Annotated in this window: 17 protein-coding genes and 1 riboswitch; of the genes, 7 read left to right on the plus strand and 10 right to left on the minus strand. The window is 56.5% G+C overall.

Annotated features, from left to right (window positions below; genetic code table 11):
• Positions 1-39: 39 nt before the first annotated feature.
• Together B498_RS03075 and plsY are read right to left on the minus strand one after the other, a co-directional pair.
• The gene (locus B498_RS03075; protein WP_008502954.1) at positions 40-1,506 is read right to left on the minus strand and encodes an MFS transporter; all 1,467 of its coding nucleotides are present in this window, start codon (positions 1,504-1,506) and stop codon (positions 40-42) included.
• A 90-nt stretch (positions 1,507-1,596) separates the two neighbouring features.
• Complete coding sequence (plsY, locus tag B498_RS03070; protein WP_008502955.1) at positions 1,597-2,211, minus strand: glycerol-3-phosphate 1-O-acyltransferase PlsY; 615 nt, start codon at positions 2,209-2,211, stop codon at positions 1,597-1,599.
• A gap of 107 nt (positions 2,212-2,318) precedes the next feature.
• On the opposite strand from plsY, the gene folB reads away from it, so the two are divergent.
• A complete protein-coding gene (folB, locus tag B498_RS03065) occupies positions 2,319-2,687 on the plus strand; it encodes a bifunctional dihydroneopterin aldolase/7,8-dihydroneopterin epimerase (RefSeq protein WP_008502956.1) in 369 nt (122 codons plus the stop codon).
• A 105-nt stretch (positions 2,688-2,792) separates the two neighbouring features.
• On the plus strand, positions 2,793-3,614 hold the full coding sequence (bacA, locus tag B498_RS03060) for an undecaprenyl-diphosphate phosphatase (RefSeq protein ID WP_008502957.1): 822 nt from the start codon (positions 2,793-2,795) through the stop codon (positions 3,612-3,614).
• A 10-nt stretch (positions 3,615-3,624) separates the two neighbouring features.
• Here bacA and B498_RS03055 read toward each other — a convergent pair whose 3' ends face one another.
• Together B498_RS03055 and B498_RS03050 are read right to left on the minus strand one after the other, a co-directional pair.
• Positions 3,625-4,866: a multifunctional CCA addition/repair protein gene (locus tag B498_RS03055; RefSeq protein WP_008502958.1), complete on the minus strand. Its 1,242-nt coding sequence runs from the start codon at positions 4,864-4,866 to the stop codon at positions 3,625-3,627.
• Positions 4,867-4,926: 60 nt separating this feature from the next.
• Positions 4,927-5,547: a TIGR04211 family SH3 domain-containing protein gene (locus tag B498_RS03050; protein ID WP_025912514.1), complete on the minus strand. Its 621-nt coding sequence runs from the start codon at positions 5,545-5,547 to the stop codon at positions 4,927-4,929.
• A gap of 229 nt (positions 5,548-5,776) precedes the next feature.
• Here B498_RS03050 and B498_RS03045 point away from each other — a divergent pair, with 229 nt between their 5' ends.
• From B498_RS03045 to hldE, 3 genes are read left to right on the plus strand one after another with little or no spacing between them, the layout of a single operon-like run.
• Positions 5,777-7,078: an inorganic triphosphatase gene (locus B498_RS03045; protein WP_008502960.1), complete on the plus strand. Its 1,302-nt coding sequence runs from the start codon at positions 5,777-5,779 to the stop codon at positions 7,076-7,078.
• Positions 7,079-7,099: 21 nt separating this feature from the next.
• Entirely contained in the window at positions 7,100-9,955 is a 2,856-nt protein-coding gene (glnE, locus tag B498_RS03040; RefSeq protein WP_008502961.1) for a bifunctional [glutamate--ammonia ligase]-adenylyl-L-tyrosine phosphorylase/[glutamate--ammonia-ligase] adenylyltransferase, read from the plus strand.
• 40 nt (positions 9,956-9,995) lie between these two features.
• Positions 9,996-11,426, plus strand: a complete 1,431-nt coding sequence (hldE, locus tag B498_RS03035) for a bifunctional D-glycero-beta-D-manno-heptose-7-phosphate kinase/D-glycero-beta-D-manno-heptose 1-phosphate adenylyltransferase HldE (RefSeq protein ID WP_008502962.1) — start codon at positions 9,996-9,998, stop codon at positions 11,424-11,426.
• A gap of 115 nt (positions 11,427-11,541) precedes the next feature.
• On the opposite strand, the gene ubiK is transcribed toward hldE, so the two are convergent.
• A complete protein-coding gene (ubiK, locus tag B498_RS03030) occupies positions 11,542-11,838 on the minus strand; it encodes a ubiquinone biosynthesis accessory factor UbiK (RefSeq protein ID WP_008502963.1) in 297 nt (98 codons plus the stop codon).
• Between the two features lie 119 nt (positions 11,839-11,957).
• A riboswitch (FMN riboswitch) is annotated at positions 11,958-12,108 on the plus strand.
• Positions 12,109-12,215: 107 nt separating this feature from the next.
• Here ubiK and ribB point away from each other — a divergent pair.
• Complete coding sequence (gene ribB / locus B498_RS03025) at positions 12,216-12,869, plus strand: 3,4-dihydroxy-2-butanone-4-phosphate synthase (protein WP_008502964.1); 654 nt, start codon at positions 12,216-12,218, stop codon at positions 12,867-12,869.
• Positions 12,870-12,913: 44 nt separating this feature from the next.
• On the opposite strand, the gene B498_RS03020 is transcribed toward ribB, so the two are convergent.
• From B498_RS03020 to zupT, 5 genes are all read right to left on the minus strand, one after another.
• The gene (locus tag B498_RS03020) at positions 12,914-13,975 is read right to left on the minus strand and encodes a type 1 fimbrial protein (RefSeq protein ID WP_008502965.1); all 1,062 of its coding nucleotides are present in this window, start codon (positions 13,973-13,975) and stop codon (positions 12,914-12,916) included.
• On the minus strand, positions 13,959-14,720 hold the full coding sequence (locus B498_RS03015; protein WP_032623071.1) for a molecular chaperone: 762 nt from the start codon (positions 14,718-14,720) through the stop codon (positions 13,959-13,961). Before B498_RS03015 ends, B498_RS03020 begins: the two co-directional genes overlap by 17 nt.
• A 9-nt stretch (positions 14,721-14,729) precedes the next feature.
• Positions 14,730-17,168 (minus strand): fimbria/pilus outer membrane usher protein, encoded by a 2,439-nt coding sequence (locus B498_RS03010; protein WP_008502967.1) that lies wholly within the window; start codon positions 17,166-17,168, stop codon positions 14,730-14,732.
• A 78-nt stretch (positions 17,169-17,246) separates the two neighbouring features.
• Entirely contained in the window at positions 17,247-17,807 is a 561-nt protein-coding gene (locus B498_RS03005) for a fimbrial protein (RefSeq protein ID WP_008502968.1), read from the minus strand.
• A 332-nt stretch (positions 17,808-18,139) separates the two neighbouring features.
• Complete coding sequence (gene zupT, locus B498_RS03000; protein ID WP_008502969.1) at positions 18,140-18,913, minus strand: zinc transporter ZupT; 774 nt, start codon at positions 18,911-18,913, stop codon at positions 18,140-18,142.
• A 196-nt stretch (positions 18,914-19,109) separates the two neighbouring features.
• Here zupT and ygiD point away from each other — a divergent pair, with 196 nt between their 5' ends.
• Positions 19,110-19,898 carry a 4,5-DOPA dioxygenase extradiol gene (gene ygiD / locus B498_RS02995; protein ID WP_008502970.1) on the plus strand — a complete coding sequence of 263 codons (789 nt, stop codon included), beginning with the start codon at positions 19,110-19,112 and terminating at the stop codon, positions 19,896-19,898.
• Positions 19,899-19,965: the final 67 nt, after the last annotated feature.

A 19,965-nucleotide genomic window follows, 5' to 3' on the forward strand; every position in this document is an offset into this window, starting at 1 on the left:
AGCGCCACCCGGCAAGAAAGGCGATGACGTTATTTATGATTAGCGGTAATCCTCCGCATCCACATCATACCCCGACGGCTCCCAGCGGATCGCCAGCAGCGAGGCCAGGCCGATAAATGGCGCCAGCGCAATCACCCAGAACACGGCGGTATCCAGCGAGGCGACCAGCAGCGGGAACAGGAACAGCGACAGCGTCGAGCTGCTGCGCATCAGCGTCTGGTTAAGGCCAACGCCGACGCCGCGCAGCGAGGTCGGGTAGCTCAGTGAGGCAAACGTCATGGTATGCGCGCCCGGGCCGAAGCCCTGGCCGAACAGGAAGAGCGCCAGCATTGCCACGGCAAGCACGCCTTCGGTGGCGCCTTCCGGACGACCAATCAGCCCCAGGCCCAGCAGCGCGACCAGCTGGCAGGCGTAACCCGCCAGCGACATCCGCCATGCGCCGAAGCGCGGCACGTAGCGTACCGCCAGCAGTCCGCCGACGAAGGCAAACAGCAGGTTAAGCGCCAGAGAAATCAGGATGGTGGTCAGCATCGACTGGACAAAGAAGCTGGAGATGATCACCGGCAGACCAAACGCCACCGCGTTATAGGCGAACGAAGAGACGACGGACAGCAGCGTGGCGAGCGTCGTGCGGCGTAAGTAGACGCCGCGGAACAGGTTCAGATAGTTGGACCATTTCGCTTTATTCACGACGGGAGCTGGCTGGCTGAGCGCATCCTGCGGCACGTGGGCATTGATGTTATACGACTGACGCAAAATAGACGCCGCCTCCTTCAGGTTGCCCTGATTTGCCGCCCAGACCGGCGATTCGCTCATGTAGCGGCTGCGGATGGCGATAATCACCAGCGCGGGTACCGCGCCGAAGCCAAGGATCAGGCGCCACAGCCAGTCGCTGTGGCTTTCCGGCAGCACGGCGTAGAAGAAGAGCACCAGCAGGTAGGAGATACTGATGGCGGCATACCAGGTGGGGCACCACATGGCGACGCTGGAGGCCTTATTGCCGGGGCCTTTTAGCCTGGCGAACTCGCTTAAAAATGCCATCGCCACGGGAAGGTCGATCCCGACGCCAAGCCCCATGACAAAGCGGGCACCCGCCAGCACATATTCGTTCGGGGCCAGCGCACAGGCGATGGCGGCCACCACGAAGAAGAGCATGTCGGCCATAAAGACGCGATAGCGCCCGATTTTATCCGTGAGATAACCGCCGAGCAGCGCCCCGACAATCGCGCCAAACGTAATGGCGGACGCCACCATGCCGGTACCGGCGGGCGTCAGGTTAAATTCGCGGGTGATATCTTTTATGCCGAAGGCCAGCGCGCCCAGATCGTAGGCATCGAGGAAAATCCCGCCCAGCGCGATACCGATCACGATGCGAGCATTGGCCCGGCCCTGAGAACCATCATTAACGAGGCGTGAAACATCCGATGCGCTGCGCACCCACTGGATGTCGCCATCGGAACGTTTTCCTGCCGTTGAAAGGGGAGTTGTTTCTGTGATTTCTGCCATTTTCTTCTTATATGGTTGTATTGTGTCATTAACAGTTACCACAGGCAGAAGGTGACCAAAATCACATTTGGCTATAAGGCATAACTAACCTTACGGAGCGTCTTTTTTCTTCCTCTTGAGCTTCGTCCAGATTTTGGTCTCCTGACGACGCCACAGGCGCTGAATATTGTCGTGATGACGCAGCAGGATAAGGCAGGAGAGCATCGATACCGGGAAGGTGAACTGAGGTTTGAACCACCAGACGTAGAACGGGGCAATCAGCGCGCTGACGATCGCGCCCAGCGACGAATAGCCGCTCAGCAGAATGGTGAGCAGCCAGGTGCCAGCCATCACGCCGGTTAAATCCCAGCCGATAGGCGCAATGGCACCAAAGGCGGTTGCCACGCCTTTGCCGCCTTTAAAACCGAAGAATACGGGCCAGATGTGGCCGACACAGGCAGCAATGGCAATGAGCCCCAGCCAGAACGGCGTGACGCCCAGCGCATACGCGCCCCAGACGGGTAGCATCCCTTTCAGAACATCAAAAATCAAAACCGCTACGGCTGCTCCCTTGCCGCCAATTCGTAGTACGTTGGTCGCTCCCGGATTCCCGGAACCACTTTCACGCGGGTCAGGTAACCCGGCGATGCGGCAGACCAGAATGGCGCTGGAGATTGAGCCGCAAAGATAGGCGAGGAGGATCATTCCAGGCGCGATTGCACTCATAACGCTGTTCCGTTTTGAAAATGTATCTGTATTCTCAGCATCTGTGGATAATACGCATAATTCGCCGGAAGTGGTATCCGGTTTAGCCAAAAAGCAGGCAGGTCGTGATGGATATTGTATTTATAGAGCAACTTTCGGTAATCACCACTATTGGTGTTTACGACTGGGAACAGACCATCGAGCAGAAGCTGGTGTTCGATATCGAAATGGGCTGGGATAACCGCAAGTCGGCAAAAAGCGATGACGTGAACGACTGTCTCAGCTACGCCGACATCAGTGAAACGGTCATCGGCCACGTGGAAGGGCAACGTTTTGCGCTGGTCGAACGGGTGGCGGAAGAGGTCGCAGAATTGCTGCTGAAAAAATTCAACTCACCGTGGGTGCGCATCAAGCTGAGCAAACCGGGCGCGGTGGCGCGCGCGGCCAACGTGGGCGTCATTATCGAGCGTGGCACAAATCTGAAAGGGAAGATTTAACGTCATAATAGCTAAACCATTTTAGGTTATACCGGTCTTAAAGCTGTATCTTTCACGGTAGCCGTTGGGGCGACCGTTTTTTTATATTTTTTTAGGGGTTTATAGATGAGCGATATGCACTCGCTGCTGGTGGCGGCAATACTGGGTGTGGTCGAAGGATTGACGGAGTTTTTACCGGTTTCCAGTACCGGCCATATGATCATTGTTGGTCATCTGCTGGGCTTTGAAGGCGATACTGCAAAAACGTTTGAAGTGGTGATCCAGCTGGGTTCGATTCTGGCGGTGGTGGTGATGTTCTGGCGCCGTCTGTTTGGCCTGATCGGTATCCATTTTGGCCGTCCGCCGCAGCACGAAGGGATGAGTAAAGGCCGCCTGTCGCTGATCCATATTCTGCTCGGGATGATCCCGGCGGTGGTGCTGGGGCTGGTTTTCCACGACGCCATCAAATCGCTGTTTAACCCGATTAACGTGATGTACGCGCTGGTGGTGGGCGGCTTTCTGCTGATCGCCGCGGAAGTGCTGAAGCCAAAAACGCCGCGCGCGGAAGGGCTGGACGATATGACGTATCGTCAGGCGTTTATCATTGGCTGCTTCCAGTGTCTGGCGCTGTGGCCGGGCTTCTCCCGTTCAGGCGCAACCATCTCCGGTGGGATGCTGATGGGCGTAAGCCGTTACGCCGCGTCAGAGTTCTCGTTCCTGCTGGCGGTGCCGATGATGATGGGGGCCACCGCGCTTGACCTCTATAAAAGCATCGGTTTCCTCACCACGGGCGACATTCCGATGTTCGCCGTCGGCTTCATCACCGCGTTTATCGTGGCGCTGATTGCCATCAAAACCTTCCTGCAGCTGATTAAGCGTATCTCGTTCATTCCGTTCGCGATCTACCGCTTTATCGTCGCGGCTGCGGTTTACGTGGTCTTCTTCTGACCGACTGCCCTCAGTCTTTTGGCTGAGGGCAATGCTTTTCCTTCCACTCTGATACCGCCTGAATCCGCCGTTTCGTCAGTTCTTCGCGAATGTCCGGGCCTTTGAATCCCGCCTCGACAACGTCCTTCGTCGGCACCGCTTTGGCTACCTCCCAGGCTTTACGCAGTAAACGTCCCTGCGGGTAGTCACAGGCTTCAAACCCGGTACGCCCGCGCACGTCAGCCTCGCTGGTGAGCGCGATCTGCTCCACGCGCTGGGGTTTGCGCCAGGCGTCGATGTTATCGAACAGCTTAACGATGGTGGCCGGTTTCAGGATCGGGAAGGTGTGGATCAGGTCGTGGAATTCGGCCACCAGTTTCGCCAGATCGCGGATTTCGTTCGGCACGCGCAGGCGCTGGCACAGCCCTTCGACCAGCTTCACCCCTGCCGGACCGTGCCCGTGGTGCCGAGGCCAGAGCTCTTTTGGCGTTAAGCCTTTGCCGAGATCGTGGCACAGGGTGGAAAAGCGCACGTCCACGTCAGGGCTGAGCATGGCCGCCATGCTCAGGGTCATCAGCGTGTGCACGCCGGTGTCAATCTCCGGATGCCATTTCGCCGGAGCCGGTACGCCAAACAGCGCGTCTATTTCCGGGAACAGCACCTTCAGGGCGCCGCAGTCGCGCAGCACCTGGAAAAAGACCTGCGGGTTACGCGTGGTGAGCGCATTCTCGGTCTCTTTCCAGACGCGCTCTGGCGTCAGGTGTTCAAGCTCGCCCGCCTCGGTCATGGCGGTCATCAGCGCCATGGTCTCATCGGCAATGCGGAAGCTGAGATGGGCGTAACGCGCGGCAAAACGCGCCACGCGCAGCACGCGGAGCGGATCTTCAGAAAACGCAGGGGAGACGTGACGTAAGAGACGGTTGCGCAGATCGTCCTGGCCGCCATAAGCGTCAATAATCTGGCCGTGCTCGTCCTGCGCCAGCGCGTTAATGGTCAGATCGCGACGCAGGAGATCGTCCTCCAGCGTGACGTCCGGCGCGGCGTAGCAGGTAAAGCCCGTATAGCCCGAACCTGATTTCCGCTCGGTACGCGCCAGGGCGTACTCTTCGCGGCTTTTCGGGTGTAAAAAGACGGGAAAATCGCGGCCTACCTGCTGGTAGCCCGCGTCGAGCATCTCTTCCGGGGTGGCGCCAACCACCACCCAGTCTTTATCTTTGACCGGCAGACCTAACAACGCATCACGTACCGCACCACCGACCAGATAACTCTTCACGCCTGACACTCCCGTTTTCTCTTTTCCAGAATGATACGTAAGTCTGGCAGAGAAGACGAATTAGTTCATCCAGCGATCTTTACGTTTACGGCTTGGGATCAGGTGCGGCAGAACCAGACCCAGCACCAGACCGACGCCCAGCACGCCGCCGCCATACATAAACCACTGCATGATGATGGTGCGCTGTTTGTCATCGAGCTGCAGGTTGGCGGCATTCACTTTCTTCTGCGCGACAATCAGCTCGTTTTTCAGCTTCTGGTTCTCTTCTTTCAGGCCGTTAATCACCCCGTCGCTCTGCGCCACTTTCTGCTGCATCTCGGCGGTACGCTGGTTCCAGGTTCCGTCGATATTGTTCAGCTTGTCGGTCAGGGTTTTCACCTGATTTTCCAGATCCGGTACGCGGGTGCGCAGGCTTGGCACGGTGCTCAGCTCTTTCAGCGGGATCCAGGACGTGCGACCAGAACTGTCGCGAACCTGACCGTAGTTGGTGTCCGCGTTGGTCTGTAACAGGGTGACTTCCTCGCCGGCATTTACCGTGCCCACGAGGCGATAATTATCTCCGGGGCCACTGCGTACCCAGGTGTTCAGTTCGTCAGAAACGTAACGCTTCTCTTCAGCGTGCACTGCGGTTGCGGCGCTAAAAGCGAGTAAAGTAAGTCCAATCAGGCGTAATTTAAGCATCATTAGTCGTTATTTTCATAAATAGTGGAACGATAGTAGTGGCAACAGTGTCTCTACGCAAAGCATTCATCAGCAATCAGAATCATCTGTGTCACGACTCTACACATTTACGCCCGTCAAATTGCTCATTGCATGGCAATTTGGCGCAAAATACTATGTACTGACAAACAAATGGCGAGGAAGTTCGCCCTCATTGACGCGTCTGTGACGCCCGCAAAAGTACAAGGCTATGGCTCAGGAAATCGAATTAAAATTTATCGTCGAAAAAGACAGCGTTGACGCACTCCGCCAGCATCTGCATACGCTCTCCGGCGAACACCATGCACCGGTACAACTGCTTAATATCTATTACGAAACGCCGGATAACTGGCTACGCCGCCACGATATGGGGCTGCGCATCCGTGGCGCGAGTGGGCGCTACGAGATGACGATGAAAATTGCCGGCCGCGTGGTCGGCGGGTTACATCAGCGTCCGGAATACAATATCGACATCAGTCAGCCAGAACTTGAGCTGGAACGTTTTCCGGCGGAAGTCTGGCCGGAAGGCGAGCTGCCTGCCACGCTGGCGGAGCAGGTGCAGCCGCTGTTCAGCACCGATTTCTGGCGCGAGAAATGGCTGGTGACGGAAGGTAAAAGCCGCATCGAAATCGCCCTCGATCTGGGTGAGGTGAAGGCGGGTGAGTACCAGGAGCCGATCTGCGAACTGGAGCTTGAGCTGCTGGAAGGGGACGCAAATGACGTGCTGAAGCTGGCGCGCAGGCTGGTGAACCAGTCTGGATTGCGCCAGGGGAGCCTGAGCAAAGCCGCGCGGGGTTACCATCTGGCCGCCGGAAATGCGCCGCGCGTGCTGAAAGAGACGACCATTTTGCGCGTTGCGCCGAAAGCCAGCGTTGAGCTGGGGCTGGAAGCCGCGCTGGAGCTGGCGCTTTCTCAGTGGCAGTACCATGAAGAGCTGTGGGTGCGAAATGTGAAAAACGCCAAATCCCACGTGCTGGCGGCCATTGCCCTGGTGCGCCATACCCTGACGCTCTTCGGCGGTATTGTTCCTCGCAAAGCGAGCGCTCACTTACGTGATCTCCTGACGCAAACCGAAACGCTGATGCTCTCGGACGTATCTGCGCAGACGGCGATCTACAGTCCGCAAGCCGCTTCGGCAAAACTGGCGCTGACCGAGTTTCTGGTGACGCGCGGCTGGCGCGCCTTCCTGGATGCGAAAGCCGAGGCCAAAATCGCGGAAAACTTTAAGCGTTTCGCAGACATTCATCTTTCCCGTCATGCCGCTGAACTGAAGAGCACCTTTGCGTATCCGCTCGGTGATAAGTATGGCGATCAGCTTCCCCGTCTTTCGCGCAACATCGACAGCATGCTGCTCCTTTCCGGTGCCTACGACGGGCCACAGGCGCAGGCGTGGCTGGAAAACTGGCAGGGGCTGAAGAATGCCATCGAAACCCGTCAGCATATTGAAATTGAGCATTTCCGTAATGAGGCCATTTCGCAGGAGCCGTACTGGCTGCACAGCGGAAAACGTTAACTCTGGCAAGGAACCCCTAGAATGCCGCTTTCTTCACCGTTACAGCAGCAGTGGCAGACCGTTTGCGAACGTCTGCCTGAGTCATTACCGGCGTCATCGTTAAGCGAGCAGGCGAAAAGCGTGCTCGTCTTCAGTGATTTTGTGCAGGAAAGCATTGCCGTCTACCCGGACTGGCTGGCGGAGCTTGAGAACGCACCGCCGCAGGCGAACGAGTGGCGGCACTATGCCGGCTGGCTGCAGGCCGCGCTTGAAGACGTCACGGATGAGGCGACGCTGATGCGCGTCCTGCGTCAGTTCCGCCGTCGTGTGATGGTGCGCATTGCCTGGGCGCAGGCGCTGGAACTGGTGAGTGAAGAGAGTACGTTGCAGCAGTTAAGCGAGCTGGCGCAGACGTTGATTGTCGCCGCGCGCGACTGGCTCTACGCCGCCTGCTGTAAAGAGTGGGGCACGCCGTGCAGCGAGGAAGGGGTTCCTCAGCCGCTGTTGATTCTGGGGATGGGCAAGCTGGGCGGTTGCGAGCTGAACTTCTCCTCCGATATCGACCTGATTTTCGCCTGGCCTGAGAACGGCTCCACGCGCGGCGGCCGTCGCGAGCTGGACAACGCCCAGTTCTTTACCCGCCTCGGTCAGCGTCTGATTAAGGCGCTGGATCAGCCGACGCAGGACGGCTTTGTTTACCGTGTGGACATGCGCCTGCGTCCGTTCGGCGATAGCGGGCCGCTGGTGCTGAGCTTTGCCGCGCTGGAGGATTATTACCAGGAGCAGGGGCGCGACTGGGAGCGTTACGCGATGGTCAAAGCGCGGATCATGGGTGACAGCGATGACGCCTACGCCAACGAGCTGCGCGCCATGCTGCGCCCGTTCGTGTTCCGTCGCTATATTGACTTCAGCGTCATCCAGTCCCTGCGCAATATGAAAGGGATGATCGCCCGTGAGGTTCGCCGTCGCGGGCTGAAGGACAACATCAAGCTCGGCGCGGGCGGCATTCGCGAAATCGAATTTATCGTCCAGGTCTTCCAGCTGATTCGCGGCGGACGCGAACCGTCGCTACAGTCCCGCTCGCTGCTGCCGACGCTGAGCGCTATTGAGCAGCTTCACCTGCTGCCGGACGGCGACGCGCAAACCCTGCGCGAGGCCTATCTTTTCCTGCGCCGTCTGGAAAACCTGCTGCAAAGCATCAATGACGAACAGACTCAGACCCTGCCGGCGGATGACCTTAACCGGGCGCGTCTGGCCTGGGGGATGCGCGTGGCTGACTGGTCAACGCTGACCGAACGGCTCGATGCCCATATGGCAGGCGTGCGCCGCATCTTCAACGAGCTGATCGGTGATGACGAAAGCGAATCGCAGGACGATGCCCTTTCCGAGCACTGGCGCGAGCTGTGGCAGGACGCGCTCCAGGAAGATGACACCACGCCGGTGCTGTCGCACCTAACCGACGACGCGCGCCATCGCGTGGTGGCGCTGATTGCCGATTTCCGTCTTGAGCTGAACAAGCGCGCCATTGGCCCGCGCGGCCGTCAGGTGCTGGATTACCTGATGCCGCACCTGCTGAGCGAGGTCTGCTCGCGGGCGGATGCGCCGGTGCCGCTGTCGCGCATGATGCCGCTGCTGAGCGGGATCATCACGCGCACCACGTACCTTGAGCTTTTGAGCGAGTTTCCGGGGGCGCTGAAGCACCTGATTTCCCTCTGCGCCGCCTCCCCGATGGTGGCCAACAAGCTGGCGCGCTACCCGCTGCTGCTGGATGAGCTGCTCGACCCAAACACCCTGTATCAACCCACGGCGACGGATGCCTACCGTGACGAGCTGCGTCAGTATCTGCTGCGCGTGCCGGAAGAGGACGAAGAGCAGCAGCTGGAGGCGCTGCGACAGTTTAAGCAGGCCCAGATGCTGCGCGTGGCGGCGGCGGACATCGCTGGAACGCTGCCGGTGATGAAAGTGAGCGATCACTTAACCTGGCTCGCGGAGGCGATCATCGACGCGGTCGTGCAGCAGGCGTGGGTGCAGATGGTGGCCCGCTACGGCCAGCCGAAGCACCTTGCTGACCGTGAGGGGCGAGGGTTTGCCGTGGTCGGTTACGGCAAGCTCGGCGGCTGGGAGCTGGGATACAGCTCCGATCTGGATTTAATTTTCCTGCACGACTGCCCGGTTGACGTGATGACCGACGGCGAGCGTGAGATTGACGGGCGTCAGTTCTATCTGCGCCTGGCCCAGCGCATCATGCACCTGTTCAGCACCCGCACTTCGTCGGGCATTTTGTATGAAGTCGATGCGCGCCTGCGTCCGTCCGGTGCGGCGGGTATGCTGGTCACCTCAACGGAGTCCTTCGCCGATTATCAGAAGAATGAAGCCTGGACCTGGGAGCATCAGGCGCTGGTGCGCGCCCGCGTGGTGTATGGCGATCCGCAGCTCAAAACGCAGTTCGATGCCGTCCGTAAGGATGTGATGACCACCCCGCGCGAGGGCAGTACGCTGCAGACGGAAGTGCGCGAGATGCGCGAGAAAATGCGCGCGCACCTGGGTAATAAACACCGCGATCGCTTTGATATCAAAGCCGACGAGGGCGGGATTACCGATATTGAGTTCATTACCCAGTATCTGGTGCTGCTCCACGCGCACGACAAGCCGAAGCTGATCCGCTGGTCGGATAACGTGCGCATTCTGGAGCTGCTGGCGCAAAACGACATCATGGACGAGCAGGAGGCGCAGGCTTTAACCCGCGCCTACACCACGCTGCGCGACGAGCTGCATCACCTGGCGCTACAGGAGCAGCCCGGGCACGTGGCGCTGGACTGTTTTGTCGCAGAGCGCGCTCAGGTAACGGCCAGCTGGCAGAAGTGGCTGGTGGAACCGTGCGTAACAAATCAAGTGTGATATTATCGCGCGCAAATTGTGAATCTTTCTGGAGTCAGGAATGAAAGTAACACTGCCAGAGTTTGAACGTGCTGGAGTAATGGTTGTTGGGGATGTAATGCTGGATCGCTACTGGTATGGGCCGACCAGCCGCATCTCTCCGGAAGCACCGGTACCGGTGGTTAAGGTCGACACCATTGAAGAGCGTCCCGGCGGCGCGGCAAACGTGGCGATGAACATAGCCTCTCTGGGCGCGCACTCGCGTCTGGTTGGCCTGACCGGTATCGACGATGCGGCGCGCGCGCTGAGCAAGTCGCTGGCGGACGTGAACGTGAAGTGTGACTTCGTTTCTGTTCCGACCCACCCGACCATCACCAAGCTGCGCGTGCTGTCACGTAACCAGCAGCTGATCCGCCTCGACTTTGAAGAAGGGTTCGAAGGCGTTGATCCCGAGCCGCTGCACGAGCGCATTAACCAGGCGTTAGGCAATATCGGCGCGCTGGTGCTGTCCGACTACGCGAAAGGCGCGCTGGCCAGCGTGCAGACGATGATCCAGCTGGCGCGTAAGGCCAGCGTACCGGTGCTGATCGACCCGAAAGGCACCGACTTTGAGCGCTATCGCGGCGCAACCCTCCTGACGCCAAACCTCTCCGAGTTTGAAGCGGTGGCGGGCAAATGCAAAACCGAGGAAGAGCTGGTTGAGCGCGGCATGAAGATCATTGCTGACTTCGAATTATCTGCGCTGCTGGTGACCCGCTCCGAGCAGGGGATGACGCTGCTGCAGCCGGGCAAGGCACCACTGCATATGCCAACCCAGGCGCAGGAAGTGTATGACGTGACCGGTGCCGGTGATACGGTGATCGGCGTGCTGGCGGCGACGCTGGCGGCGGGGAACTCCCTGGAAGAAGCGTGCTACTTCGCCAACGCCGCGGCAGGTGTGGTCGTCGGTAAACTCGGTACCTCAACCGTGTCCCCAATCGAGCTGGAAAACGCGGTGCGCGGCCGTGCGGATACCGGCTTTGGCGTCATGACCGAAGAGGAACTGAAAGTGGCCGTTGCTGCCGCGCGCAAGCGCGGTGAAAAAGTGGTGATGACTAACGGCGTGTTCGACATCCTGCACGCGGGCCATGTCTCTTATCTGGCGAATGCGCGAAAGCTGGGCGATCGCCTGATTGTGGCGGTGAACAGCGATGCGTCCACGAAGCGCCTGAAGGGTGAAACGCGTCCGGTGAACCCGCTTGAGCAGCGTATGATCGTGCTCGGCGCGCTGGAAGCCGTGGACTGGGTGGTGTCGTTTGAAGAAGACACGCCGCAGCGCCTGATTGCCGGTATTCTGCCGGACCTGCTGGTGAAGGGGGGGGATTACAAGCCGGAGCAAATCGCGGGCAGCGAAGAGGTCTGGGCCAACGGCGGCGAGGTGATGGTGCTCAACTTTGAGGACGGGTGTTCAACCACCAACATCATCAAGAAGATCCAGAAAGACAGTCAGTAAAAAACGGGCCTATTGGCCCGTTTTTTTATGTCGGGTGGCGGCTGCGCCTTACCCGACCTACGCGTTCATTCAGGCCCGGTAAGGCGTAGCCGCCACCGGGCACAACAGGCCGCACTTACTCCTGGTTATCCACCGGCGGAATGGCTGGCGCTGGCTTCACTTCTTCCGGCGCATTGCGGTTTTCCAGCTCGGTCAGACGCTGTTCCAGCAGTGCCAGCTTCTCGCGGGTGCGCAGCAGAACCTGGGTCTGCACGTCAAACTCTTCGCGGCTGACGAGATCAAGGCGAACCAACTGCGCCTGCAGCGTCTGGCGGATTTTCTTCTCAACGTCATCACCAAATTCACGAATGCCTTTTGGCATAGACTCGTGAACCTGACGCGCAATTTGCTCAATTTTCTTCGGGTCAATCATTGTCGTTTCCCTTGATGAAAAGGTGTTAGTGTCCATTGTAGCGCGTCATGCCCGGGGTAAACAAAATTGTTTGATGCTTATGCATTGCCCAGGATAATCAATAGCGTTATAGTTATCTCGCTTATTCTCAGGGCGGGGCGAAATTCCCCACCGGCGGTAAATCAGCTTAACGCTGAAAGCCCGCGAGCGCTTTGGGTGAATTCTCAAAGGTCAGCAGATCCGGTGTAATTCCGGGGCCGACGGTTAGAGTCCGGATGGGAGAGAGTAACGATCCAGTCGGGCATGGGCCCGCTCACGTTATCTTTTTGCCGCTTATACGGCGCTCCTAAGACTGCCCTGATTCTGGTAACCATAATGTTAATGAGGTTTTTTTTACCATGAATCAGACGCTACTTTCCTCTTTTGGCACTTCAACTCAACGTGTTGAACATGCACTGGATGCACTGCGCGAAGGCCGCGGTGTGATGGTGCTTGACGATGAAAACCGTGAAAACGAAGGCGACATGATTTTCGCCGCCGAAAACATGACCGTTGAACAGATGGCGCTGACCATCCGTCACGGCAGCGGCATCGTATGCCTGTGTATTACCGAAGATCGTCGTAAGCAGCTCGAGCTGCCGATGATGGTCGAAAACAACACCAGCGCCTTTGGTACCGGATTTACCGTGACCATTGAAGCGGCGCATGGCGTGACCACCGGTGTGTCTGCGGCTGACCGTCTGACCACCGTACGTGCCGCGATTGCTGATGATGCGAAGCCATCCGATCTGCATCGTCCAGGCCACGTCTTCCCACTGCGCGCGCAGGCGGGTGGCGTGCTGACCCGCGGCGGTCACACCGAAGCGACGATCGACCTGGTGACGCTGGCAGGCTTCAAACCTGCGGGCGTGCTGTGTGAACTGACCAACGACGACGGCACCATGGCGCGTGCGCCAGAGTGCATCACCTTCGCACGTCTGCACAACATGCCGGTGGTAACGATTGAAGATCTGATCGAGTATCGCCAGGCGCACGAGCGCAAAGCCAGCTGAAATGGCTGATGTGAAAAAGCCGGGGAAACCCGGCTTTTTTGTCTCTAGTGGTAGTTAATTTTGAACAGCACCACCGTTTCGAACGGGCCGGACTGGATCGCTTTTCCTTCGACCGGCGACAGCTCTGCGGTGTATTGCTGCTCATGCTCAAGCGTGCTGCCCGTAAAATCCACGTATTCGTTGTAGTGGTTAAAGGTGTAGGGCTCGGTTCCGTTAATGATCCTCAGCTTCAGGCCATTGCCTATCAGCAGTGCGGTATCGTTGGCGGTAAGCGCTTCATTTGTATAGAACGACGAGTCCATTTTGAAGCCATCTGAACATTGGGCATCCTGCACTTTCGTCGTCTTCACCGAAAAGGTCCGTTTACGCGTCTGTTGATTCACGATATCGCGTGCGCTAAAGGTGCCGAAATCAATCTCCTGGTTCTCAGGGTAAATACTGAACGTTGCCCCGCAGTCCAGAACGGTAATATTTTGCAGCCCGTTGATGTGATATTTGAGGTTTTTCGCATCCGACATCTGGTTCACGCCGCCTTTTCCGTCAAACTGGACAACGATGTAATCGCTCAGCGAGCTGACGTAGCCGTGAGGCGGCATGGCTTTAATTTTTACGTATAAGCGCAGACGAGCAATGAAGGTTCGTGAAGTGTGGATATCATCCGGGTTACCGGAACAGATACGATTTTCCCATCCCATTTGTCGGATCTGCTCGGGGGTATAAATCGTGATGTTTTGGTTGTCCAGACACTGTCGGGTATCGACGCCGTTAGGCTGGCCTTTTGCATCGTAGTCTATCCCTTCATAGGTTACGCCCAGTTCATAATAGGGATCGGAGGTTGAAGGATAAGGATTCACCCAGCCAAAAATATCCTCCGGTTGAAAGCTGCTTGTGACATTGTGGTTGCATGTCACCGGGATTTTGATGTCATCCGATTCCCAAATTTTCTCACCTGCCTGTGCATTACTGGGGATAGCAAACGGCGAGATCGTTTTAGTTTCTTCTACGGGGCCGCCCGAACCGCCCAGGTAGCAGTCGAGCGCCAGCGCTTCTCTTAAAGGCATCACTGAGAGCAGCACTATGAACAATACGTTAGCGAGATTGCGCATCTTTTTCGATCTTCCGTTCGGTGAGCGAGCACTGCGCCGTTCCCGCGCACTGTACGTCGACCTTTTTCAGCGCGCCGTAATCGTCGATATAACCGATGCTGTAATAGTTACCGTGGTAGTCACCGGTAGAGGTTGTTGCTGTCGCGAAAGGCGCAAGCATCAGGCTGTCGAAGCCTGGCAGCATGGTTCTGGCATTCTTACTGAGCCACGCCAGCGTGATGTAGTACGGCGTCGGGTTATGTATGGTCAGCCCATTCGCAGTGGCTGAAACTTCCATCCGCATTTCCGCCTGCTCGCCGGGTTTTTTGGTAATCGCTTTAGGGCGCCAGAACAGCTTGATCCTGCTCTGCATCGCCACCTGCATGACGCTGCGTTCATCGCTGGCGCTGGTGCTTTTCGGCGGCACTTCGCGCAGGTTGAAATAAAACAGGGATTCTCTGTCTTTCGGTAACTGACTGGTGGCCGCTTGCTTAACGATCCTGACCTGTGATGCGGAACCCGCTTCAATGCGTTGAATCGGAGGCAGCGCCATGAAATGGCTGTCTTCTTTACGGCCTTTCTCATCTTCAATCCAGGAGAGCGCCAGATAGGGCAGCGCTTTACTCTGGTTTTCAATCTTCAGGCTGCTGGCCTTGTCGCTTTCCGGAAAGACAATGCGCGTGCGGTCCAGGTTTACGGCCGCGTGAGTGGTGAATGCTGTGCCGACCAGCATCAGGCACAGGCTTTTGAGTAAGGTTAATTTCATCATGATTTCTTACTGACATGGCAGTATCAACTGCATACTGTTTTCAAGGTGTGAAGGTAACGTGAAGCGGCACTGCTGATTGTCTCCCCACGTCACGCGAAACTGTTGTTGTGGCTCTACGGCGCCGAGCCAGACGTGGCCGTCATCGGCGACCATGGCAATCTGCCGATCGTCTTCCAGCTGGCGAACAACGGCGCCCAGCGGCGGCGTGCCAGAGGCAGTTCGTAAGATGCCTGCGATATCATTGCCTGCACGCGTCGCGATCTGACGGTACCCGATGGCACCTTCCGTCCAGGTTGAGGTGACGACGCGGGTGTCAACGTCTACGCCATCGGGCAGGTTGTTCATATTGACCTGCACGCTGGAAGGCGAATAGCTGGAGATGGACGGTAAAACGCCAATCCCGAAGCGATTGGTTTCATCCCGCGACATGTTCAGCGGGATGTTGCCTACGCCATCGGTACTGACCATCACGCGCGGCTCGTTACCGTAGCTGCGGCGGTGCAGCGCAGCGCCTTTAGCCGTCGAGGTGAATGAACCGGTCCAACTGGCACTCAGGGAATTGTATTCGTTAGCCTTAACGCTCCCGGAGAGATTCAGGTCGCCATAAGGAGAATAATGTTGATAGTTGCCGCTCACCTGCGCGCCGGCATCTGACTTCTCGCTTTCGGTACCTGCCGAAACGCCCCAGGTGTTGTTGCGGTCTGATGTGTCATACCACGATACGTTCTGGCTCAGACTGTCGCTGTTGCGCAGGTCGTAATTCAGACGATGATCGGGATCGAGCGGTACGCTCAGTGAGAGATAGAACTGCGTATCGTCGTCTTCGTCTTCATAGTGGGTTTTACTCCATGACACGGTGACGCCCAGATTTTTCCAGCGACCGATATCAAAGTTATAGCCTGCGGTCACGCTGCCCGTCGTGGAGGAGGAATCGTTCCACCAGGTTTGACGCAGCATGTTCACATAGAGGTTGAGCGATAGCGCCGAAATGTACTGGCTTGCCGTCACGCTGAGCGTCTGTTTTTCTGACTGCCGATCGTTATTGTCATCATCCAGAAAACGGGCGTAGCTGAGAAACTGCGGATCGGAATAGCGATAACTGGCGAGCGTAAGCTGGCTGCCGGTGGTATCGAAACGCTTACTGTAGTTGAAACGGTAGCTGTAACCTGTCTGGCTATTCTGATTGGGCAACTGGCTGGTCGCCTGCGTCACATCAAAAGAGAGCGCGCCCAGGTACTCCATGTTTTGACCTATTCCGGCGGCAACGGACCGGTAGCGATGGCCATCGGCGAGCGTACCGCCGTAGAGGGAGGTTTGTGACAGCATCCCCCAGGAGAATTCGCCGCTCATAAACGCGTTATCTTCAACGTCATGCGAGGCGTCTTTGCGTGCTTTTCCTGCCGCCAGCTTATAGCGAACCTGACCTTTTCGGGTTAAAAAAGGCACCGATTCCGCAGAAACCTGGAAGGTGCTTACGCGCCCATCTTCTTCTGTCACTTTGACGTCCAGCGTACCCTGTACAGACTGGTTTAGATCCTGAATAACAAACGGCCCTGGCGGAACGTTGCTTTGGTAAATGACACGGTCAGCCAGGCTAACCGTTACCGTGGCGTTAGTTTGCGCGAGGCCGGTAATTTGTGGCGCGTAGCCGCGCAGCGACCATGGCAGCATGCGCTCATCGCTAATCAGGGAGGCTCCGGTATAGGTGAAGGCATCAAAAATAGCGGACTGGAAATCCGTTTCTCCCAGTGTGAGTTTGGCTCCGAGCGAGGGGAGAGGACGGAACATATAGATGCGTGAAAAGCGCCCGTCATTCTCTGAACCTGCGTCGGTATGGGTTTGAGTATACTGATAATCACTGCGCAGTCGCCACGCGCCCATATTCGCGCCGGCAGTGCCATAAGTGTTGACGTTATCCGTGCTGCTGCCATCGTTCGGCTGGTAATGACTGGCAAAAAGATTGTAATCCAGTAGTACGCCCGGCACACCGTTGTCCCAGGTTGAAGGGGGCATCCAGTCTGCGGCACGGTACTGTAACCAGGCCTGAGGTATCGTGACCTTCAGCGTCTGGCTGGATTGCTCAAAATTAAATTTAATATCCGGTTTTGATGCAAAGTCGACGCACCCGTCTTTTTCCGCCAATGCGCTACGGATATTGTCCTGCAGAGCAAATGTATCGGCCAGTTCAGGTGGAATACAGACTTGTACGCTCTTGTCTATCTCCTGCCAGCGGAGCTGCCAGCCATTTGCCAGCGGGATATCATTAATTGAAACGGTAACAAAATAGTCGCCTGGTGTGATCGATATTTGATCTTTAATAAGAGATAAATCAACGCTGCCACGCTGATCTTTATCGATGGCATTGATGTTAAATTCAGTGGCGGAGGCAAGTTCCGCCATAAACAGGGACGTCATAATAATTATGCATTGTAATTTATATGTCATCGCCCTGTTACTCTAATAAATACATTCAACGCCGGCTGACATTAAATGCCAGCCGGTTTAATTTGAAACATGGCGTAGTTATTTATACGCCAGAATATAGTTGGCTGTGGCTTCCACCTGGCCAGCAGTCGCCGTTTTACCCGTTACCACTTCCATTAATGCTTTGAAGTGCAGCGTTTGAGTCGTTGAGCCTGCCAGCAGAGCAACCTCATTAGCAGCACCCAGCGTGATGTTGGCTTCGGCGTTATTCAGAAGACGAACGCCCACGTTCTGTGCACCACTTGCATAGGTATTGGTCATCAGACTGGTGTCGGTCGCGTCTGTCGCTGAGCTGGTAAACGTGACATCGACTTTGGTCACTGGTGTGTCAGTCTCGTCGGCCGGATCGTCAAGCTGGCAGTTTTCCAGATTGATATCAACCGGAACTGCGGAAGACTTCTTGTTGGCATTGATCACGGCTGTGGTCACTTCACCGAGATCGACTTTTTTATCAACGCTGTCTGGTGCAATGCTGCAAGGCGCATCAATCACAACGCCTTTGAATTTGATTTTTCCCGACCCCTGCTCGGCAGCAAAGGCGGAACCCGATACTGCGGCAGCGATAGTTACAGCTAATAGAATTTTTTTACCCATATACATGAAAATATCCTTTTTCAAACGAATTCATACTCTGAATATAAGTTTCAAAACGCAAATGGAGTATATGGGAGGACGAAGGGGAGATGCGATTACTGCATCTTAAAGCTATTTTAAGATTATATTAATATATAATTAATGTTGATTGTAAGCATCGGCTAACATTCATAATATATGCAGTAACTCAGATAATGGACTGATAAAGTTTCATCATTCTATTTCTATGAGCTATATATTTTGCAAGGGCTTTGTAGGCAACAAAATAACGTATCATTTCTATCTATATCTTAACGTTTCGAAAGTCTGCCTCCGTATTATACGGAGGCAGACTAATCCTAACCGATACCTGCAGATTGCAATAACACCAGGCTTAAGCCCATGACCGACATTCCGCACAGCACGCCATAGCTGGGGTTGTTATTGGGATCGATCTCTTTCGCCAGCGGCATTAATTCATCGACGGAAAGCGCCACCATAATCCCGGCAACTGTGGCCATAATGGCGGCCATCACGACAGGGGAGACCAGGCTTCCGAGAATCAACCAGGCCAGGACACCGCCGAGGATTTCAGCCATCCCGGAAATTCCTGCCCAGAATACCGCGGTACGTTTCGAGCCCGTGGCGGCATACACCGGTCCGGCGACCGCCAGTCCTTCAGGAATATTGTGTAAGGCCACCGCCAGCGCGATGCCAAAGCCCATTTCCAGATTGCTGCTGGCCGTCACGTAGGTCGCGACCCCTTCCGGGAAGTTATGCAGGCTAATTCCCAGCGTGAGCAGAACCGCCGTTCGCTTAATATTCCGCGGCACAGGCGTTACGTTTTTCTGCATTAAATCCTGGGGATGCGCGTGGGGTAGCATCCGGTCGAGGGCAAAGTAACCCAGCAGGCCAACGACAAACATGCCGTAGCCCAGCAGGGGAGACATCCCGTCGGTGCCCAGCGCAGCAGGGAGCATCTCCATCAGGGAGATAAGCAGCATGATCCCGGCAGCAAAGCCCAGCGAGAAGGCCAGCACGCGGTTTGACGGCTTCTGACCAAGCACGCCGAGGATTGCGCCGATAAAGGTCGCGGCGCCCGCCAGTATGGTCAGGATCAGAGGGACTGACATGGATTGCTCCTTATGATAATGATTATCATTAATATAAATGATTCATTTCTGGCAAAGCGAGGGGCGAACCCCGGCTTTACACATTCCTTACATTCAAAATTCCTGATGATGATCTTCACGCTTATCAGCGTTCATATTTGTCCGATTGCGCGTAATGTAGCACCATTAAATTGACACCTTCTGTAAGGATATCATCATGACTTCATCCCGTATGCCAGCCCTGTTTTTAGGCCACGGCAGCCCAATGAACGTTCTGGAAGATAACGTCTATACCCGCGCATGGCGTCATCTGGGCGAGACGCTGCCGCGTCCAAAAGCGATTGTGGTGGTATCTGCGCACTGGTTCACCCGCGGCACGGGCGTGACCGCCATGGAAGCGCCAAAGACCATTCACGATTTTGGCGGCTTCCCGCAGGCGCTGTATGACACGCATTATCCGGCCCCCGGCTCGCCTGAGCTGGCACAAAGGCTGGTGGAACTGCTGGCGCCTGTTCCGGTTGCGCTGGATAAAGAAGCCTGGGGCTTTGACCATGGCTCATGGGGCGTGCTGATCAAAATGTATCCTGATGCGGATATCCCGATGGTGCAGCTGAGCATCGACAGCACCAAACCGGCTGCCTGGCATCTGGAGATGGGGCGCAAGCTGGCGACGCTTCGTGATGAAGGCATCATGCTGGTGGCAAGCGGCAACGTGGTGCACAACCTGCGTACGGCGCGCTGGCATGGCGAAAACACGCCATACCCGTGGGCGACCGCTTTTAACGACTACGTTAAAGCGAACCTGACCTGGCAAGGCCCGGCTGAGGCGCATCCGCTGGTGAACTATCTGGATCACGAAGGCGGTTCGCTCTCTAACCCGACGCCGGAGCATTTCCTGCCGCTGCTGTACGTGCTTGGCGCATGGGACGGTGAGGAGCCGGTTACGATCCCGGTCGATGGATTAGAGATGGGAAGTCTGAGTATGCTGTCGGTGCAGGTAGGGTGAAAATATGCCCGGTGGCGCTACGCTTACCGGGCCTACAAAACCGTAGGCCGGGTCAGGCGAAGCCGCC

This window comes from Enterobacter sp. SST3 (assembly GCF_000286655.1).
Taxonomy (GTDB): domain Bacteria; phylum Pseudomonadota; class Gammaproteobacteria; order Enterobacterales; family Enterobacteriaceae; genus Enterobacter; species Enterobacter roggenkampii.

What these genes read in the sequence shown, in the direction of transcription:
- B498_RS03005 (WP_008502968.1), bottom strand. Translation starts at nt 17,807, where the DNA reads ATGTATATGGGTAAAAAAATTCTATTAGCTGTAACTATCGCTGCCGCA.
- folB (WP_008502956.1), top strand. Translation starts at nt 2,319, where the DNA reads ATGGATATTGTATTTATAGAGCAACTTTCGGTAATCACCACTATTGGT.
- plsY (WP_008502955.1), bottom strand. Translation starts at nt 2,211, where the DNA reads ATGAGTGCAATCGCGCCTGGAATGATCCTCCTCGCCTATCTTTGCGGC.
- B498_RS03050 (WP_025912514.1), bottom strand. Translation starts at nt 5,547, where the DNA reads ATGCTTAAATTACGCCTGATTGGACTTACTTTACTCGCTTTTAGCGCC.
- hldE (WP_008502962.1), top strand. Translation starts at nt 9,996, where the DNA reads ATGAAAGTAACACTGCCAGAGTTTGAACGTGCTGGAGTAATGGTTGTT.
- glnE (WP_008502961.1), top strand. Translation starts at nt 7,100, where the DNA reads ATGCCGCTTTCTTCACCGTTACAGCAGCAGTGGCAGACCGTTTGCGAA.
- zupT (WP_008502969.1), bottom strand. Translation starts at nt 18,913, where the DNA reads ATGTCAGTCCCTCTGATCCTGACCATACTGGCGGGCGCCGCGACCTTT.
- ribB (WP_008502964.1), top strand. Translation starts at nt 12,216, where the DNA reads ATGAATCAGACGCTACTTTCCTCTTTTGGCACTTCAACTCAACGTGTT.
- B498_RS03045 (WP_008502960.1), top strand. Translation starts at nt 5,777, where the DNA reads ATGGCTCAGGAAATCGAATTAAAATTTATCGTCGAAAAAGACAGCGTT.
- B498_RS03010 (WP_008502967.1), bottom strand. Translation starts at nt 17,168, where the DNA reads ATGACATATAAATTACAATGCATAATTATTATGACGTCCCTGTTTATG.
- B498_RS03075 (WP_008502954.1), bottom strand. Translation starts at nt 1,506, where the DNA reads ATGGCAGAAATCACAGAAACAACTCCCCTTTCAACGGCAGGAAAACGT.
- ygiD (WP_008502970.1), top strand. Translation starts at nt 19,110, where the DNA reads ATGACTTCATCCCGTATGCCAGCCCTGTTTTTAGGCCACGGCAGCCCA.
- ubiK (WP_008502963.1), bottom strand. Translation starts at nt 11,838, where the DNA reads ATGATTGACCCGAAGAAAATTGAGCAAATTGCGCGTCAGGTTCACGAG.
- B498_RS03015 (WP_032623071.1), bottom strand. Translation starts at nt 14,720, where the DNA reads ATGAAATTAACCTTACTCAAAAGCCTGTGCCTGATGCTGGTCGGCACA.
- B498_RS03020 (WP_008502965.1), bottom strand. Translation starts at nt 13,975, where the DNA reads ATGCGCAATCTCGCTAACGTATTGTTCATAGTGCTGCTCTCAGTGATG.
- bacA (WP_008502957.1), top strand. Translation starts at nt 2,793, where the DNA reads ATGAGCGATATGCACTCGCTGCTGGTGGCGGCAATACTGGGTGTGGTC.